Raw genomic sequence first — 16,516 nt, forward strand, 5'->3', positions numbered from 1 at the left:
ATCCCCCTATGCCCAGCGCGGGCGTTTAATTTCTCGAACGTGAAGCCAGTCATTCTCGCGGCGACAGTAGCTGTATCTGTTTAGGTTTTCGCGGAAGATTTCTTTGCCGAGGTCTTTCCACTCAGGCTCAAGTGACACCACCTCAACTTCGTATTTACCAGCGCTTACGGTGTCGCTGACACATAGAAACCAGAACAGCGGGTCTTCACCAAAGTGGGCTTTGTATCCTTCGCGATACATAGCGTCTTGAACGTGGTATCGAAACTCTTCAACGTGTCGCTCGAAGCGATCCAAGCCAGCTACTTTTTTTACATCTACCATCACTGGTTGACCGTCTAAATTGATCACTCGGTCTGGACGAATGCGGCATAGCTCGCCCGTTTCTTCGTCTTCCCAGAAGATCGACGCCTCGTTGTAGCCGTTAGCCTCAAAGATCATGCGTGCAACAGGATGGGCGAATACTGACTCGCGCATGATCATCAGCTTGCGATGCTCTTCAAAAGTCATGATCGTGCGGTCTTGGTTGGCTTCGACAAACTCTTTCCATTCTGCTTTGCCAGCGTTAGTGCGCATATTTAACTCAGGCGCGACAACAAACTGCTGATTAAATAACTCTGGCTCTAAAAGCATGGTGTGAGTAGCTGTACCGAAGTCTAAAGCCTTGAGTGCTTCTTGATCGCGTGGCGCGTTCTGGGACCAGATCAACTGACTTGGGTTGTGCTCCATCCAGTCTAGGCCTGACTTGGAAATGCCAGCACCGCGATGGTAGTCATGGTTCGACATATCGTAGTAGATGTCTGGCTGGATGCCGTGTGCATCATTTGCTGGCGCTGGCTCGCTCGACTCTATGTAGAGTTCATCGAACACATCATCTTCAAAGTCTTCATAAGCATCAAACTGTGGCGGTGCTTGCTTTTCAGGTGGTGTCTGAAAGCTCATTTCGGTTTGCTGTGACGCATCACCGAAGAGGTCAAAGGGATTTTGCTGGGCGTGCATAGTGGTCGTCTCCTTTCGTCCCTATAGATGGTCAAAATTCATCAAGCAAAGGCTTGATGGCTTCGCGTACAGAGCGCTTGCGATAAATCGCAACGCCTGCGGTGATGGTGATCATGAAGAGCCAGCCCATAACGAAGATCATGGACAGGCCTGCGATGACACCGAGTAGTCCTAAAACTTCATTAACGGACATGGTTGTCTCCTATGTGGTTTTCGGTTTCCGGCTGCGCACTCCTAGAATGCGCACTCGGAAAGCTGCCAGACTCTGCCTGTCACACTGGTCTGGCGCTTTGGTTTTAAGTTGAATTGTTAAAGAGCGGTGAAGCGGTGTTCGTTGCTTCGATGGAAATAATTGTGTACCTAAGGTATACAAAAGTAAAGTACTTAGGGTACACAAAATTGATATTTTTTGGGAACTTTAACGGAATCAAAAGGTTACAGGCGAAAAAAAACCGCCCAGCTGGGCGGTTTTTTAGTAGATATTTGAAAGGAGGCTTACGAATAGATTATTTGCTAACAAAGACGATATACGTATTCCAGAAAGAGTAGGCATCACGCCAGTTGGGATATATTAATTTGAACTGCTTGATCATTCGGTCAATATACCAGGCATAATCTTTTGATTTTTTAAACTCTGCCCAAGAAGAATCTATGTCTACAGTAAACATATCTCCATCTGTATCTATGGCGTCACATAGGTTTTGGTAGGATTGGTTGACTTTCTCTAGAGCTGGTTCGTATTTGCTTTTCCCGAATAGAGACTTTTTTCCTTTGGCTGCATTGGCTTTAGCGCATGACCGAACAAAGTTCTGTAAGGCTTTGTTTGTCTTTGGTCTATCAGAAAAAAATTTTTTTATGATTTCGCTATCTCGTAACTCCACTCTAATCTCCTTTTTTAGATTTTAAATCAACGCAGAAAACCAGAATACACGTCCAATGATTTTTATATCAGAAGCAGCTTCAGAGCTTAATTCCTCATCTGGATAATTAGGATTGGCCGATCTTATGCGAAGTCCGCGGAAAGGTAGGCGGTACAGATACTTGACTCGAAGTAGACCGCCATGATTTATGGCGTACATCTTGCCATCTGTAATTTCTCTACTAAACGTATCGACAGCCACTATAGCCCCGTCTGGTAGAACTGGCTCCATGCTATCGCCATTTACGCGACAACAAGCCGCTTTATCGGTATTAACACCTGCGCTATTAAGTGTCGAAATATCAAAGCGCATAGAATGTGATGCAATCTCTAGCACGTTTGCGTATCCGTTTCCTGCAGACAGTTCTATTTCCGAAAAGAAAGGCACTTCCACTTCATTTGGGTGAAGAGGGTCATTGCTTTCATAAACATCAACATGCCCTAGTGACTCAGTTTTGTATTCAAGAGCTGGTTCACGAACCTGCCCAGAAGACTCGCCATACTCTAGCCAACTTGGAGAAATTTCAAGGAAAGTAGCAATCTTTCTGATGCTATTAGACGAAGGGGCATTTTCACCATTGACCCACTTAATTGCAGCTTTACGCGTAACGCCAGCCGCCTCGCTTAGACGCGATGCAAACCCACGCTCTTTGTGGCCCTTACTATCTCTTATCTCTATAAGTCGCCGAGCTATCTCTTTGGCGTGTTCGGATGACATTTCCGCTCCAATTGGTTTGTGTACCTGATGTTCATTTTTAAATAAGGTTGAAGAAAAGTCAGTAGACAATTAATATGCGTACTATAGGTACACAAATAGGCATATAGAATGACCAAAAGTATACAAGATCAACTCACCAGCGTGCGGGTAGCTCGCGTTGCTGAAATATGTGGCATCACGCGCAAGGCTGTTTATGGCTGGATTGCTCGTGGTCGATTGCCTCGTACTGAGTACACCGGCGAAACCGACTACGCCAAACAGCTTGAAGAAGCTACCAATGGCGCAGTTATCGCCCAAGAACTTCTAAACCCAAAGGCCGACACAGAAGCGGCCTAACCATCAACCAAAACAGGAAACACAACTATGCCAGCTCCGAAACCGCTAAACCTGCACCACCTTTACGACTGGAGACCACGCTTTGACGAGGAAACACACCAACTGCTTTTGCAGCTAACCGCCGAAATGACTCGTCTAAATGGTGGTGATCCAGTTCCTAAAAATGTGGTGCTTCGCGCTATAGCTGAATACCAGCTAGAGCGATTAGGCCCAGCAGATAAACAAAAGATATTAACAGCAATCCATTGTTCGTGAAGGGACTAGGGGGATCAATGAAAGACGATTGGAGGGTGGTGCCGCTCCCACTGAGCGAGCACCACAGCTTAAGCCTTGAGGCGTTTGCAGGTTCGACACGACTCAAACCAAGTGAAGCGTTAGACATTCTTGTGGGGGATGCGTTGGAAGAGGGCGTACAGGATGCGAACTTTTTGAGCGACATCTTTGCGCGTTGCAAGGAATTAATGGAAGAGAGGCCAAGCGTTGTTCATTAGAGGGACGCAAGGCTAGAGGGAAACGACAGCCAATAAAAAAGCCAGATGGCGGTCTGGCTTCTTTGGGGTGGCTGAATTAAATCAACCGGATCAATGGTGAAATTATGAGCGTATTAAAAATGTATTTCAAGCTTGTTCGGCGCTTTTCGCGCTTTTTATTAAAAATGTATTTCAAGTTCGTTAGGCGCTTTTCGCGCTTTTTAATGTTCCATGTGCCGTTTGACGGCGCTTTTTATATGCACATATGGGCAACCGATAAGCTGCTTGGCGGCAGAGGAAAAGAGATTTTTGGAGACCCGCTTTAATGCAGTTCACGATTTACTTAAACCAGCCTAGAGCATTGGAGTGGCGATTAAATTTAGCTCAAGCCGTTTTCTTCTCATATCTGTATGAGTCTCAAAGTTGGTGTGACAGTCAAGTTATAGATGAGGACGTTTACTATTGGATGAGTAAAGAAAAGGTCATGGAAGAATTACCTGTTTTGACAGACAAACCCGACACGATAAAACGGTATTTGTCTGCATTAGAACAGGCGAATTTGATTAATCGCAAAGTGATTGGCAACCGAATTTTTATTTCAATCACAGCCAAAGGAAAGCTTTGGAACCGTAAAAAACTCAGCGAATCAGGTAGGGAAAAAAATCCCCCCCTTAGTGATCAGGTAGGGAAAAAAATCCCCCCTAAGCAGGGAAAAAAATCCCCCCTAAGTAGGGAAAAAAATCCCCCATATCATAATACTAATGATCAACCTACCAATGATCAGAATAAAGAAAGTAAACCAAAGAAAACGGCTAAGCCTTCGCTTCACTCTCGAATGATTGAACGCTACTCAAATTCTATTCCTGAAAGCTCGATTGATGACGCTTTGGAGCATCGGAAGGCCAAGGGTGCTGCAAACACAGAACGTAGTCACACGATGTTTTTCGACGAAGTTTTACAGTGCTCGCAGGAATTGCAGATCACGCCAAGCGCCGTGATCGACATTGTAATCCAACGAGACTGGAAGGGAATCAATACCGAATGGGTACGAAACCACTTGCGACAAGCGCGCCCCGCTGCGCCAGTCGTCCAGAATCAACCAATGATCGCGCCGCCCAATAGTCGCCAAGCTGTAAGCGACTCGATCACCAACATCCACGACACCGACTGGTAGGAGACAAAATGGACGTTATCGCAACAGATAAAGACATTACCGATTTAGATGTGAAAATTTTTTTAGCCCAACAGCGAATCATCGAATGGCATGAGCACTGGGAAGGTCAGGTTTATATATCATTTTCTGGCGGCAAGGATTCAACCGTGCTGGCTGAGCTGGTGTGGTCAATTTACCCAGAGGTGCCTGCTGTATTTTCTAACACGGGGCTGGAATATCCAGAAATCGTACAGTTCGTGAAGCGTAAGAAAAAACAAGGTTACCCGATAGTGATTATGCGGCCTAAAAAGACGTTTCGTGAAGTGATTCTAGAAGATGGTTTTCCACTGATCAGCAAGAAAGTATCTGAAATGGTGAGCCGTTTTTATGATCCAAAGCCAAGTAACGCGGCAACACGTCATTTGTACCTTACGGGGTTTAGGCGTGATGGTGTGTTTGTTAAAGGTAGTAAGTTGCCAGAGCGCTGGAAGAAGCTAATCGATGCGCCGTTTAAAGTGACGGCCAGTTGCTGCGATTCATTGAAAAAAGAGCCGTTTCGCCGCTACCGTCGCGAAACAGGGCGTGTTCCGTATAACGGCATGATGTCCTCAGAAGGGGGGCGTCGAGGGGCAATGAAAACCTGTAACTCGTTCGATGGAAAAGACCCGCAATCACGTCCAATGCTGCCATGGACTGAGGACGATGTATGGTCCTATATCCGTAAGTTCAATGTTGAATATTGCGAGGTCTACAACGACCGCTACGTTAACGGCATTTTCGTTGAGGGTGAAAAACGTACTGGCTGCATGTTCTGTGCATACGGTGCTCATCTAGAGAAAGGTGAAAACAGGTTTCAGCGCATGGCCATCACACACCCGAAGCTTTGGAACTACTGCATAAACAAATTGGGCATGGATGAAGCCTTAGACTTTATCGGCGTGAAGTACATGCCTAATAACGATAGTCAGCTTTCATTGCCAATAGACATTAATCACAAAGGTGATCCGATTAATAAAGTATGCAAAGAGGAGCAACCATGATGAACATCCAAACCCCAGCGGCACGTTCAACTGATCCGATTGGATCACACTTAGCCGCTGACGAGATCAACGAGGACGGCTCCCGTCATGTGCAACAGGCGCTAGTGGCTGGCTATCTTGAAGACGCTTACAAGCGTGGCGTTATCAAACGTCACCGAGGCGTTACAAGCCGTGAATTGGCAGCGATGTACGGCGAAGACCGCTACATGATTGCTCGCCGCTTGCCTGAGTTGGTGACAGCTAAGCGAGCAGTTCAGGGACCAAAGGAAGAGACGCGAAAGTGTGACATAAGCGGTCGCCAGTGTCGTGAGTGGTGGCCTAGTGAACGAGTTATGGACCTAATCGACAAGGGGGAAGCATGAGTACGGCTTCACAAGACCTTGATCCAGAGACATGCAAGCGACTAGGCGATCAGCTTATTAGGCTTGGAGACATGATGGGCGATGGCCTACATCTTGAGCCCGACGGAAAGTGGATCAGCAGAGAGTACAGACAAGTAGCTAAAGCACTTGGATATATAAAAAAGGAAGATCGATCAGCTCGGATCACTGAAATAAATCGATTGATGGATAAGCGTACAGCCCAAGTAAAGTGTCGAAAGTGCGACGGGAAACTAAAGCAAACCCGTTCTGGGGCTAAGCGCGCAAAGTGCCACAAATGCGAGAGTCTTTGGCAGCTTCTCAAATAGCTGCTGTTTAGGGACTCAGGGGAGGCGCAGTGACCACGGCAAGCGGGTCATTACGATACAAATCACGGTGAAAGTATGAGCAGAGCAGCGAAAGCAGACATCGAAATACTGATCAATGGTAAAGAAGACCTACGCACCAAAATGATGATGGTGTGGGAAAGCGTGTGCAAAGCAGTCAAAGCCAATGAATCCATGGGACCAATCGTTATTAAGCTTGGTCGCCAGAAACGTAACAACGGACAGAATGCTCGACTATGGGCAACGCTAACAGACGTGGCGACACAGCTAGAGTGGTATGGCGAGAAGTTAAGCCAAGAGGACTGGAAGCACGTTTTCACTGCGGCATTAAAAAAGCAGAAAGCAGTACCGGGCATTGATGGTGGCTTTGTGGTTCTGGCTACTCATACAAGCCGCATGAACAAAACCGAATTTAGTGAATTACTCGAGTTAATTTATGCGTTTGGCTCTGAGCGTGGAGTGCGCTGGTCCGATCCAGTGCTTAAGTATTACGAAGAGATGGGATTGGGGTTAGTAGCATGAGTGGCGCAATGACATACCAAATTAAGGTGCAGACTGGTGATCAAATCAAAGGCGCGTCGGTGTCTGATGCACAAAGCCAGTCCGTAGCGGAAGCCATAGCCGATCAACTCAGTAACTGGGGCAATCGCCTAATTGAAATCCGCATGGGCGGCAAGCGCATTTACCCGTCAGATGAAGAGGGCATGACAGCATGAAGGTCGTGAGCAAGAAAATACGAAAGAGTGCGCGCGGCCAAGATTGCGCACTACGCATACCTGGTGTGTGTAATTTTAATCCTGAAACCACTGTGTTGGCTCATGTAGGAAAAAATCGCGGCATGTCGATCAAGTGCCACGACACGATGGCCGTCTATGCGTGTAGCTCATGCCACGACGCGATAGATGGGCGCTCTAACGTGCTCGATGCAGGGACTAAAGCCCGTTACATACTCGACGCGCTGGAGGAGACGCAGGCCAAACTATTGGAGCAGGGGTTAATCAACGTCGCATGAGATACGGAAGAGAGATCAATTTTACATTGCCAGAGCCTACGTTGTTGCTCAATAAGTGGCAGCGTATGCACTGGCAGAAGCGCCGCGAGTATCACAAAGCCCTGTGTTGGAGCGTGCGTGCGGCACTACAAGCGGAGGGTATCACCCGCCTAAGTCCCTATAAACACTGCAAGATCGAGATCGACCGCTATTCCACAGCATTAGCCGACTGGGACGGCGTTATGGGCGGATTGAAACCGCTAATAGATACGCTCGTCGTTTGCACGAAAACAAATCCATTAGGTCTAGGGCTCATCGAGGACGATAACCCAAGCTGCATCATCGAATGCCCCGTTATCCGTCAACACAAATCAACACGCAAAGCGGCCTCTACTGTCGTGACCATTACCGAAATTTTGGAGATATAGCTATGAAGTATTTATCAGCTCGCCAAATGTGCCACGACGCATTCTACATTCGCAGCTCGAATGATGCTGTTTTAGAGATGCAGCGATCAAACCCAAATATACTGCGACGTAAGCCCGTTATGAATGAAACGGATACTCGCGGCCCTGCGTCCAATATGTCCAAAGTTCAGCATCAAGTAATGGCGGGTAAAGTGCAGCACGTCATTTCTCAATTACCACCACACTTACAACAACTGGCCCTGTATTGCTGGGCTCCACGATCTGAATCTATGCCAACCTACAAGAAGCAAAATGAATTTATGCAATACATCAACGCACAAGTGAAAGAACAATTCACCGAACACTACGCCCGTAACACCAGTGACGTATCGATCCTGATAATCCAGATACTGAAATACGAACGAGCACGAGAAGAAGGGCGACAGCAACCGCCCCTAGATTACGTGTTAGCCGGTGCATTGGCACAACCTAAGCACACTGTGCGTCAACGATGGCATGATGTGATCACGATGATTCGCAAGCATGTGCGCGAATACATCAATGCGCAGCCAAGTGTCGCACCTGAAACATTGCTTTCGCTTATGAATGCGGTCGAGTACGACGAAAAGAAAATGGGCAAGGTTTTTGTGCTGGGTGATCTAGCTATACGAGACTTTGCGCACCGTGACCAGGCTTACCTATTCAGCGCTGGTGACAAAGAGCGTGAAGCAGTGGTGCCAGTGGGACCGCTATACACTGATGAATACCTATCGTGGCGTGTAGGAACAGCACGCAGCAACTGGAAACGCGATTGGGCGAGTACATATCAGCAGATGATAAGTGTGTTGAATAATATGGCGGGGCAGGCGCTTAAGCCAATATCATATCTAAAGCGTTAAAGTATGCGCACATTCTGTACGCAGTGCGCATTAGTGCGCACTGCGTACAGCGAATAGAAGTGAAACAGGACTAGCTTGATTTGTCTGATAAGAGCTCATCTAATATTAAAGATCGAAGTACTGCCACATTGTGAGCAAATAAGGTCACTTCGTTATGATTATCCTCATACGATTGTTTTGCGTTGAGTATATCGGTTTGGTAAAGGCTACTGCTTGCCGTCGTCAAACTTCTCAGACTATTGCATAATGATTCATGCTCTTTTGTATTAATAAGTAGTCTCAAAGTATCTAATTTAGATCTTATGTTTCTGATCATCTGAAACTCTTTTGTGCCATATTTTTTTTCCTTTCCTTGCTGTTGTGTGCTTGAATAGTTTTCCAAAAAGTGGTGCATAAAATTATTCGCATCGGTAACTAATGATTCAGAGTTATCTATTAATATTAAAACCTTTCTTTCTAAAGTGATTTTTCGTACCCATTCGTTACCTTTTACGAGGGCAATAAAAAATACGCCAATTGCGCCAACTCCTGAGCAGAGAGTGCCAACCGTCTGCCACAAGTCCTTTGAACTTTCGTAAGTCAGTCCTGCCGTAAATGTTGCACCTAATAGCGTGCCAGTGAGAAGAGTAAGTCCGTGCTCGGCTAGAAATGTACCGCAGGTTTTTTTCATACTGTCCCTGTAATTGATTAGCGTAGATCAATGGACTGTATCATGAAGTCTGGCTAAACTGACAATTCATATACAAAGTTCAAGGAGGAACGACATGGAACAACTTACCAGATTACTCAAGGATTTAGAGAGCATCACATTCCAAGATATTTCAAAGATACCGCACGAAGAGCAACACATCATTGTGGCGCATATAGAAGCGCTGCAGGATCGGTTGCGCAAAATCTCAATCCGGAGACAGTAATGTACGATAATAACGAAAACATTGTTATGAGAGCGTTATTCAATCAGCAAAGAATCCAAATATTAACGCTGGGTATAGAAAATAATTATTTCACTGACAGTTATCTATATGCGTGGGAGAGTGGTGTATATCCATACCTTGATGACTCTGACGGAAGTGTTCTACCTAAGCCACATGAGTGCTACGAAGAATATTTTCAAATCACGCGCGACATCGTGAGTGAAGTTCTTGAGTTTATATATAACTCATTCAAGGATGATAAGAGCATTACCTTCTACGAGCTAGAAGAAAATTATGGTGGCCAATGGGATGCTCGCTATGGACGAGAAACATTATTATCTATTTGTCGTTATGCATACCTCAAAGGTCACTTTCATAGCAAAGTATGGGAAGGGCTTCTAACTCAGTTTGAACATCCTTCTGAAGCAAGCGCAATAGTAAGAATTATGGATAGAGATAATGATATCTATATTATGTAGTAATGAGAGAGTGCTTAAGGAGGAGCAACAAAAACATTGCGGAGAAGGTTGGGACTTTGCAGGATCACTTGTATATATTTGCTATGGAGAGGGGGGTTGAGTTATTTATCTGATTTGCGTGGTGAGGTTGCTCATGATGCAGCCTCTAAGTACAACTTTGATTTCATTGAATCACGCAAATATGCCATCAGGATATATGAAGGTGGAATAGGGCGAATGATGACAACCAATGAGCTTGAGGATCTTGAAGAGATTCTTGAGCGCATTTGCAGCACTGAAAAGAAGCGAAGGGCTGAAATTGCAGCCGAGAAGTACAGAAGGATGAAGGATGGCTACTGAGTTGGCTCAAGTCTGCGAGCACATCAACGACACCTTTGTTGTGAAGTGTGTTGAACAGGTTCAGCCAGAAACATACCTAGGCTTTGAAATATTAGACCTTATCAGTGCCATTATTGCTGTATTTAGTGTGTTGGCGGCTGGCTTTGCGGCTTACGCAGCATGGAAGGCTAATAAGCTTAGCGAATCAGGAGCTAAGGCAAATAGAGTGCACAATATGCAGTCTGTTCGTCCTTTACTCGATTTCGAGGTTGGTTCACAGAAGCTATTATCCGAAATGAATGATAAGGAGACATACTACGATGCACTAATGTATCTAAAGTTGTCTAACCATGGGAATGGTCCCGCAATTATAAGTTCAATTACCTTATGGTGTGTCTCTAAAGCTATTGAGCTACACAAGTTTGATCTTAACTCTCGTGATGAATTTCTGAACCGTATTTCAGAAGAAAATCTACTTGATGATCTTAGTGCAAGGATAACTTCAATTATAAGTGAGGCAGTCTTAAAGGCTGGTTCGGAAATAACTTTAATGGAAGTCCTATTTAGCTCTAAAAATAAGAACCAAGAAGCCAAAGTTCATTCAGCAGTAGGCTCTATAAAAGTACTAATCAATTACGAGTGTATTTATGGGGAAAAATATACGCTTGACACCTTGATAACAAAAAACTAACCTTTTTCCCATAGTGCAAGATTCTGCTTAAAACCTCGCTTCGGCGGGGTTTTTGCGTTTCTGGCCTCCAATTTAGTTCTGACTGGCATAGTCAGCTTAGCCGCCCACGGTGCGAATCGTGAGGCGGCTTTTTTATTTCCGCACCACATGGAACCCATTTATGTCTGATGATATTGCTGCACTGCGTCAAGAAGTAAGACAGCAGTTCACACAGTTAACAGCCGCTACCAATGAGATTGCATCGTCAGTTTCGAAAATGACGGCGCTTGTTGCTCGAATAGAAGAGCGCAACGTAAGCCACGATGATGGAATGCGCCGTCTTGGTAAGCTGCTAGATGATCACGAGGAGCGTATTCGTATCGTTGAGCGTAACGCGCTAACTCAAACATCCTACGTAGCGGGCACGTGGAAAGTGGTGACAATTGTTGCTGCTATTGTATCCGTGGTTGTTGGTGCTACTGCGAGGTTTTTCCCGTTATGAGCATCACACGCATCGTAATCCATTGCTCTGACTCGCCAAACTTTCGTGACGATACAGCAGAAGATATTCACCGCTGGCACAAAGAGCGTGGTTGGGATGGTATCGGCTATCACCATGTGATTTGTGTTGACGGCGATGTGCAGAATGGTCGTCCGCATTATTGGACTGGCGCACATGCCTCGCCATACAACGCCAATTCTATTGGTATCTGTCTTATCGGTCGCGATCAATTCACAGACGCGCAATGGCGATCACTGGAAGGTTTGGTTTTATCCCTAACCAATGAATACCCATACGCCGAAGTGCTAGGCCATTGCGATCTCAACGAGCACAAGAGTTGCCCAAACTTCGATGTAAAGAGTTGGTGGGGCAATATCGAGCGCAACAATTTAGACTAATCGGAAGGGGAGAACATGGTAACTGCAATCGTTAACGCCATCGCTGGAGCGTTCTCTAGCGGCGGACTAGCTGGAATCGCATTGCGAATGGTGTGGGAATCACTACTCGCTATGGTTCTTAAAATGAACTGGAAAGTTGTCATTGAGCGAGCCGTTAGTCGTCTCGTAGTGCGTGGTCTGCATGGCCTAGCATCGATGAAAACTAATGATCTAACGCGGGAAACCGTGAGTGATATTCTTGAGCAAATGGGCGAAAAACGTTTACCAAAGCTAAAGGAGGCCAATGACGTGCTGAATAAAAAGCACGATCCTGGCTGAATCCGCTAAATCAAACCGCTCAAGATGTCATAAGTCTGCGCCTCAGTAACTAAGTTGCTGGGGCGTTTTCTTATGGGGTTTAAAGAAAACTATGGCAAGAAAATATGACTTAGAAGCGATTGAGGCTGACTACCGAGCCGGCCAACTCAGCAAACGCGCAATCGCTACAAAACATGGGTGCTCAGAGGCTGCTATTCGCAAGTGGGCTGTTAAGCGCGGATGGGCTCAAGACCTAAGCGGTAAAGTGAAGCAGGCCACTAAAGCCAAGCTAACAAAAACCGTTGCGGAAACTACGCCCAAAGTTGCAGAGCGTAAGAAGCGCGAGCCTGATGCCAAGCTAACTGATGAAGAGATCGTAGAGGAAGCCAGTAACGCCGCCGTCGATGTCATTACTAGCCACCGCACCCGCGCCGCTGAATATCAGGAAATTGTTCGTATCTATGGAGCGAAACTACGCGAGCAGCTAACGAATGGAAAGCTGACAGTACAGGCGCCGAATGGCGACCCAGTAGAGATCGACATCCCACTTGAGTACATCGGTAAATGCCTGAATTCTGCAACACAGTCACTAGAGCGCCTAACTAAGCTAGAGCGTCAAGCGTACAACCTCGACGATCAGCAAGACTCAAGCTACGAGGATGATTTAGAGGCTATATCTGAGGGATTGTAAATGGATAGAGCCGAGCGTAGGCGCAGGATCAAGGCGTTGCGCAAGGACTATGCGACATTCGCCAAGCGCTGCTTAAAGATCAAAGTCAAAGCGGGTGAGATTAAGGCGTTTGAGTTCAACGCCGCACAAGAGCACATACACAACGAGATCGAGGACCAACTTAAGCGAATCGGAAAGGTTCGTAAAGTGCTGCTAAAAGGACGACAGCAGGGCGGCTCAACGTATGTGGCGGGGCGCTATTACAAGAAGGTTACGGAAACCAACGGTTACAGCGCATTTATTCTCTCACACGAGGCTAAGACAACTGGCCGACTGTTTGAAATGGTGCAGCGTTACCACAAGCACTGTAACCCGTTAATAAAACCAAGAGCGGGGCGAGATTCAGCGCAGGGCATGAACTTCCCTAAGCTAGACAGTGGTTTCGAGCTAGCGACAGCGGGTAACAAAGAGACGGGGCGGGGCTTTACATCGCAACTGTTTCACGGCTCAGAGGTCGCGTTCTGGCCGAATGCTGATGCGATTCTAGCGGGTATCCTTCAAACACTTCCCGATGTGCCAGGTAGTGAGGTGGTGCTTGAGTCCACGGCCAACGGCGCAGGCGGCATCTTCTACGAGTACGTGCAGGATGCGATAGCGGGTAAAGGTGAGTACGAATTGATATTCGTGCCTTGGTATTGGCAACCAGAGTACCGAGCCACACCACCAGCCGATTTCAAGCGAACGGAAGACGAAGAGCATTTAGTTAAGCTCTGCTTGAATCATCCAGACGGCCCCAAGTACAGCCACAAACTAACAGACGCGCAACTGTACTGGCGTCGAAATAAAGTCTACGAGCTCAAGAGCCGCGACAAATTCAAACAAGAATACCCGTGCTACATCAAAGAGGCATTTTTGTTCTCAGGTCGTCCAGTATTCGACCCGAACCATACAGAGGAAGCGCTAATTGAGTGCTTCTCTCCATCTAAAGTGTATCGAGTAAGCCCTAACGGAATGACCGAAAACACGATGGGCGAGTTTAAAGTATGGGATGAACCAAAGCCCGGTAAGCGCTACGCCATTGGAGGGGACGTTGCGGAAGGTCTAGCGCACGGTGATTACTCATGTTTAGACATAGTAGACGAGAAAGGATTACAAGTTGCGCAATGGCATGGGCATGTTGAGCCTGATTTATTAGGCGACATTGCGAGCTTTATAGGGCGTCGATATAACAAAGCGTTAATCGGCATTGAGCGCAATAACCACGGCTTGACCACGCTGACACGCCTTAAAGACTTAGGGTATCCGAATATCTATGTTCAAGAAGAGCTAGAGCGAAGGTATGGAGAAAAGCCAACTAAACGAATGGGTTGGCAAACAACTACGCGTTCTAAGCCGCTTGTCATTGATAACTTAGCAGCGCTACTACGTGACGGAAATGCGGGAATAGTTTGTAAAGAGACGGTAGACGAGATGCAAACCTACGTCATTGATGAGAAGGGCGCGTTTAACGCCCGATCAGGCTCATTTGATGACCGTGTAATGAGTTATGCGATTGCCCAAGAAATGGTTAAGCACATGCCTAAAAAGCGTTTCACATCTATGCCAGCAAGCGCGCTGGTGACAGCAGACACAACAGCAGGTTACTAATTAATGGCCGGTTTACTCAACTTTGTAAGCAACGATCAGTTAGTCGAACGCGAGCAAGCAGAAATTAAAGAGAAAGAAGAAAAGACCCGCCAAAAGTACAACGCTTTAGGTCTGTCTTTGGCAAACAAATACGACGAGTGGAAACGAGCCAAAGAACCAATCGAACTACGTTGGCTTGATGCGCTGAGAGCGTTTAACAGCCAGTACGATGCAGACACCAAGAAAGTTTTAGACGCCGCACCAGAACGATCAAAAGTGTACGTTGGTTTGACTCGCACAAAAGTGATGGCTGCATACTCGCGCTTAATAGATTTGCTATTTCAGTCATCAGACTCATTTTGGGGAATCGATTCTACACCATCACCAGAAATGCCAGAGCAAGAACTCAAGGCGCTAAAGCATATTGCAATCCAGCAAGTGGCTCAAAGTGGAGAGCAACTTACACCCGACGCGGTAGAAGAATACTACAACCGATTAGTCGAGTTTGCCCGCGATGAATTCAAGGATTTAGCCAAGGAAGCCGCCAAGGAGATGGAGAAAGAGATCAAAGACATATTGGTAGAGGGAGAAGCAGAAAAACACCTTAAATCATCCATCTTAGAGGCTTGCATCACAGGATCAGGGTGCGTAAAGGGTGCCACCGTTAACGTGCTGAGTGATAGCGTATGGTCGCAAACGGAAGGACAGTGGAGCCTTGATGTTCGCGAAAAAGTCACTGCAGACGTTGAATCGGTAAGTGTCTTTGACATAGTGCCTGACCCTTTTGCAACGAGCATGGATGATATGGAGGGTTTATTTCGTCGTCATGTTTTGAATCGTTCACAGTTTCGCGCCTTAGCTAAAAATGGATTCAGCGAACAGGAAATACTAGCCTCGTTAGTCGATTACGAGCATGGGAATCACACATTAAGCGATTCAGAAACCGCTCGCAGAAATATCGCAGGGATGAGTAACGAATCGTCCAGCAATCGCTTTGAAGTGCTTGAATATTGGGGAACTGTTGATGGCCGAGACTTACGATTAGCAGGGGTTCAAGTTGAAAATGAGCAGGTTGAGTATCAAGCGAACGTCTGGATTTGTGGTAATCACGTACTGAAAGCGCGACTCAATCCATTGGTTCCAGAGCGTATCCCATACAACATATTTCCTTATGAGCGCGTTCCTCATCAATTTTGGGGTATTGGCGTACCTGAGATGATGAAGGACAGCCAGACCACAATGAATGCAGGCGTGCGAATCTTTGTAGACAATGCTGCGGTTTCATCTGGACCAATGGGGGAAATAAACGTCGATATGATCCCTGACGGTATGCGCTTGGAAGATTTTATGACGGCCAAGCCTTGGAAGCTTTACCCTCGCAGTGGTGGAGCACCCGAGGCTCCTATGATTCGATGGAATCAGCCATCAGCAAACGGTCAAGCCATCAATCATATAATTGAAATGTTCCGCCGTTTTGCAGATGAAGAAACCAGCTTACCAAGTTATACCCACGGCGAAACAGGACAAGGGCTCAATAAGACGGCATCCGGTATGTCGATGCTTATGGGAGCGGCAAACGTTGCCATTAAATCAGTTGTTAAGAACTTCGACGATTACCTCACTAAGCCACTTATTCAATCCCTGTTCGACTTCTGTATGAAGTGGAGCGATAACGAGGAAGCCAAAAGCGGCGACATTAAAGTTATGGCGCGTGGCTCCACTGCACTGATTTCAAAAGAACTGCAAAGCCAGCGCTTAATGCAGTTTACACAAATGACGGTTAATCCAGTGGATATGCAGCTTACAGACCGTAAGTTTTTGCTCAAATCCATAGCGGAATCGCTAGACATTAACGCAGACAAGGCATTGCTATCCGATGAGCAAATACAAAATGCAGCCGCCAGAAGCCAGCTCAATCCTAGCTCTGAGGGCGAACAGCCAGCATTGGGAAGTCCTGAACAAGTACCTGCGCAATCGACTTGATGCGCTTAGGTCGGAGCTGGAAAC

28 protein-coding genes are annotated in these 16,516 nt (G+C 46.4%); 23 read left to right on the forward strand and 5 right to left on the reverse strand.

What is annotated here, in order from left to right; all coding sequences use genetic code 11:
* Nucleotides 1-6 precede the first annotated feature (6 nt).
* The 4 genes from DN730_RS07975 to DN730_RS07985 all read right to left on the reverse strand — a co-directional run bounded on the left by DN730_RS07975 (nt 7) and on the right by DN730_RS07985 (nt 2,633).
* Nucleotides 7-996 (reverse strand): PD-(D/E)XK nuclease-like domain-containing protein, encoded by a 990-nt coding sequence (locus DN730_RS07975; RefSeq protein ID WP_211313849.1) that lies wholly within the window; start codon nt 994-996, stop codon nt 7-9.
* Between the two features lie 31 nt (nt 997-1,027).
* Nucleotides 1,028-1,189 carry a hypothetical protein gene (locus tag DN730_RS19060; RefSeq protein WP_158541189.1) on the reverse strand — a complete coding sequence of 54 codons (162 nt, stop codon included), beginning with the start codon at nt 1,187-1,189 and terminating at the stop codon, nt 1,028-1,030.
* Nucleotides 1,190-1,502: 313 nt separating this feature from the next.
* Nucleotides 1,503-1,877: a hypothetical protein gene (locus DN730_RS07980; protein ID WP_115467597.1), complete on the reverse strand. Its 375-nt coding sequence runs from the start codon at nt 1,875-1,877 to the stop codon at nt 1,503-1,505.
* 21 nt (nt 1,878-1,898) lie between these two features.
* On the reverse strand, nt 1,899-2,633 hold the full coding sequence (locus tag DN730_RS07985; protein ID WP_115467598.1) for an XRE family transcriptional regulator: 735 nt from the start codon (nt 2,631-2,633) through the stop codon (nt 1,899-1,901).
* Nucleotides 2,634-2,741: 108 nt separating this feature from the next.
* On the opposite strand from DN730_RS07985, the gene DN730_RS07990 reads away from it, so the two are divergent.
* From DN730_RS07990 to DN730_RS08050, 13 genes are all read left to right on the forward strand, one after another.
* Nucleotides 2,742-2,969: a helix-turn-helix domain-containing protein gene (locus DN730_RS07990; protein ID WP_115467599.1), complete on the forward strand. Its 228-nt coding sequence runs from the start codon at nt 2,742-2,744 to the stop codon at nt 2,967-2,969.
* A 27-nt stretch (nt 2,970-2,996) separates the two neighbouring features.
* Complete coding sequence (locus DN730_RS07995) at nt 2,997-3,224, forward strand: hypothetical protein (protein WP_115467600.1); 228 nt, start codon at nt 2,997-2,999, stop codon at nt 3,222-3,224.
* A gap of 17 nt (nt 3,225-3,241) precedes the next feature.
* Entirely contained in the window at nt 3,242-3,460 is a 219-nt protein-coding gene (locus DN730_RS08000; RefSeq protein ID WP_115467601.1) for a hypothetical protein, read from the forward strand.
* Nucleotides 3,461-3,564: 104 nt separating this feature from the next.
* The gene (locus tag DN730_RS08005) at nt 3,565-3,765 is read left to right on the forward strand and encodes a hypothetical protein (RefSeq protein WP_115467602.1); all 201 of its coding nucleotides are present in this window, start codon (nt 3,565-3,567) and stop codon (nt 3,763-3,765) included.
* A 140-nt stretch (nt 3,766-3,905) separates the two neighbouring features.
* Entirely contained in the window at nt 3,906-4,613 is a 708-nt protein-coding gene (locus DN730_RS08010) for a hypothetical protein (RefSeq protein ID WP_158541190.1), read from the forward strand.
* An 8-nt stretch (nt 4,614-4,621) separates the two neighbouring features.
* Nucleotides 4,622-5,632, forward strand: coding sequence for a phosphoadenosine phosphosulfate reductase family protein (locus DN730_RS08015; RefSeq protein ID WP_115467604.1), 1,011 nt, complete (start codon nt 4,622-4,624; stop codon nt 5,630-5,632).
* Complete coding sequence (locus tag DN730_RS08020; protein ID WP_211313850.1) at nt 5,629-5,994, forward strand: hypothetical protein; 366 nt, start codon at nt 5,629-5,631, stop codon at nt 5,992-5,994. Before DN730_RS08015 ends, DN730_RS08020 begins: the two co-directional genes overlap by 4 nt.
* A complete protein-coding gene (locus tag DN730_RS08025) occupies nt 5,991-6,320 on the forward strand; it encodes a hypothetical protein (protein ID WP_115467605.1) in 330 nt (109 codons plus the stop codon). The genes DN730_RS08020 and DN730_RS08025 overlap by 4 nt, the downstream gene beginning before the upstream one ends.
* A gap of 75 nt (nt 6,321-6,395) precedes the next feature.
* Nucleotides 6,396-6,860, forward strand: a complete 465-nt coding sequence (locus tag DN730_RS08030; RefSeq protein ID WP_211313851.1) for a recombination protein NinB — start codon at nt 6,396-6,398, stop codon at nt 6,858-6,860.
* Nucleotides 6,861-6,868: 8 nt separating this feature from the next.
* The gene (locus DN730_RS08035; RefSeq protein ID WP_147290565.1) at nt 6,869-7,054 is read left to right on the forward strand and encodes a hypothetical protein; all 186 of its coding nucleotides are present in this window, start codon (nt 6,869-6,871) and stop codon (nt 7,052-7,054) included.
* On the forward strand, nt 7,051-7,350 hold the full coding sequence (locus DN730_RS08040; protein ID WP_115467607.1) for a DUF1364 domain-containing protein: 300 nt from the start codon (nt 7,051-7,053) through the stop codon (nt 7,348-7,350). Before DN730_RS08035 ends, DN730_RS08040 begins: the two co-directional genes overlap by 4 nt.
* On the forward strand, nt 7,347-7,757 hold the full coding sequence (locus DN730_RS08045) for a hypothetical protein (protein ID WP_115467608.1): 411 nt from the start codon (nt 7,347-7,349) through the stop codon (nt 7,755-7,757). The genes DN730_RS08040 and DN730_RS08045 overlap by 4 nt, the downstream gene beginning before the upstream one ends.
* Before the next feature lie 2 nt (nt 7,758-7,759).
* Entirely contained in the window at nt 7,760-8,635 is an 876-nt protein-coding gene (locus DN730_RS08050) for a hypothetical protein (RefSeq protein WP_115467609.1), read from the forward strand.
* Nucleotides 8,636-8,705: 70 nt separating this feature from the next.
* Here DN730_RS08050 and DN730_RS08055 read toward each other — a convergent pair whose 3' ends face one another.
* Nucleotides 8,706-9,305: a hypothetical protein gene (locus DN730_RS08055; protein WP_115467610.1), complete on the reverse strand. Its 600-nt coding sequence runs from the start codon at nt 9,303-9,305 to the stop codon at nt 8,706-8,708.
* A gap of 94 nt (nt 9,306-9,399) precedes the next feature.
* Between DN730_RS08055 and DN730_RS19130 the strand changes: the two genes are divergently transcribed.
* The 10 genes from DN730_RS19130 to DN730_RS08100 all read left to right on the forward strand — a co-directional run bounded on the left by DN730_RS19130 (nt 9,400) and on the right by DN730_RS08100 (nt 16,492).
* The gene (locus DN730_RS19130; protein WP_170139015.1) at nt 9,400-9,549 is read left to right on the forward strand and encodes a hypothetical protein; all 150 of its coding nucleotides are present in this window, start codon (nt 9,400-9,402) and stop codon (nt 9,547-9,549) included.
* On the forward strand, nt 9,549-10,028 hold the full coding sequence (locus DN730_RS08060; RefSeq protein WP_115467611.1) for a hypothetical protein: 480 nt from the start codon (nt 9,549-9,551) through the stop codon (nt 10,026-10,028). The genes DN730_RS19130 and DN730_RS08060 overlap by 1 nt, the downstream gene beginning before the upstream one ends.
* Nucleotides 10,029-10,124: 96 nt before the next feature.
* On the forward strand, nt 10,125-10,367 hold the full coding sequence (locus DN730_RS08065; protein ID WP_147290566.1) for a hypothetical protein: 243 nt from the start codon (nt 10,125-10,127) through the stop codon (nt 10,365-10,367).
* Nucleotides 10,357-11,037 carry a hypothetical protein gene (locus DN730_RS08070; protein WP_115467613.1) on the forward strand — a complete coding sequence of 227 codons (681 nt, stop codon included), beginning with the start codon at nt 10,357-10,359 and terminating at the stop codon, nt 11,035-11,037. The genes DN730_RS08065 and DN730_RS08070 overlap by 11 nt, the downstream gene beginning before the upstream one ends.
* A 160-nt stretch (nt 11,038-11,197) precedes the next feature.
* A complete protein-coding gene (locus DN730_RS08075; RefSeq protein ID WP_115467614.1) occupies nt 11,198-11,518 on the forward strand; it encodes a hypothetical protein in 321 nt (106 codons plus the stop codon).
* Entirely contained in the window at nt 11,515-11,916 is a 402-nt protein-coding gene (locus DN730_RS08080) for an N-acetylmuramoyl-L-alanine amidase (protein ID WP_115467615.1), read from the forward strand. Before DN730_RS08075 ends, DN730_RS08080 begins: the two co-directional genes overlap by 4 nt.
* A gap of 15 nt (nt 11,917-11,931) precedes the next feature.
* Nucleotides 11,932-12,234, forward strand: a complete 303-nt coding sequence (locus DN730_RS08085) for a hypothetical protein (RefSeq protein ID WP_115467616.1) — start codon at nt 11,932-11,934, stop codon at nt 12,232-12,234.
* Between the two features lie 91 nt (nt 12,235-12,325).
* A complete protein-coding gene (locus DN730_RS08090; RefSeq protein WP_115467617.1) occupies nt 12,326-12,904 on the forward strand; it encodes a hypothetical protein in 579 nt (192 codons plus the stop codon).
* Entirely contained in the window at nt 12,905-14,530 is a 1,626-nt protein-coding gene (locus tag DN730_RS08095; RefSeq protein WP_115467618.1) for a terminase large subunit, read from the forward strand. It abuts the gene before it with no gap.
* A 3-nt stretch (nt 14,531-14,533) separates the two neighbouring features.
* A complete protein-coding gene (locus DN730_RS08100) occupies nt 14,534-16,492 on the forward strand; it encodes a portal protein (protein WP_115467619.1) in 1,959 nt (652 codons plus the stop codon).
* Nucleotides 16,493-16,516 lie beyond the last annotated feature (24 nt).

This window comes from Marinomonas piezotolerans, from assembly GCF_003362755.1.
GTDB classification, from domain to species: domain Bacteria; phylum Pseudomonadota; class Gammaproteobacteria; order Pseudomonadales; family Marinomonadaceae; genus Marinomonas; species Marinomonas piezotolerans.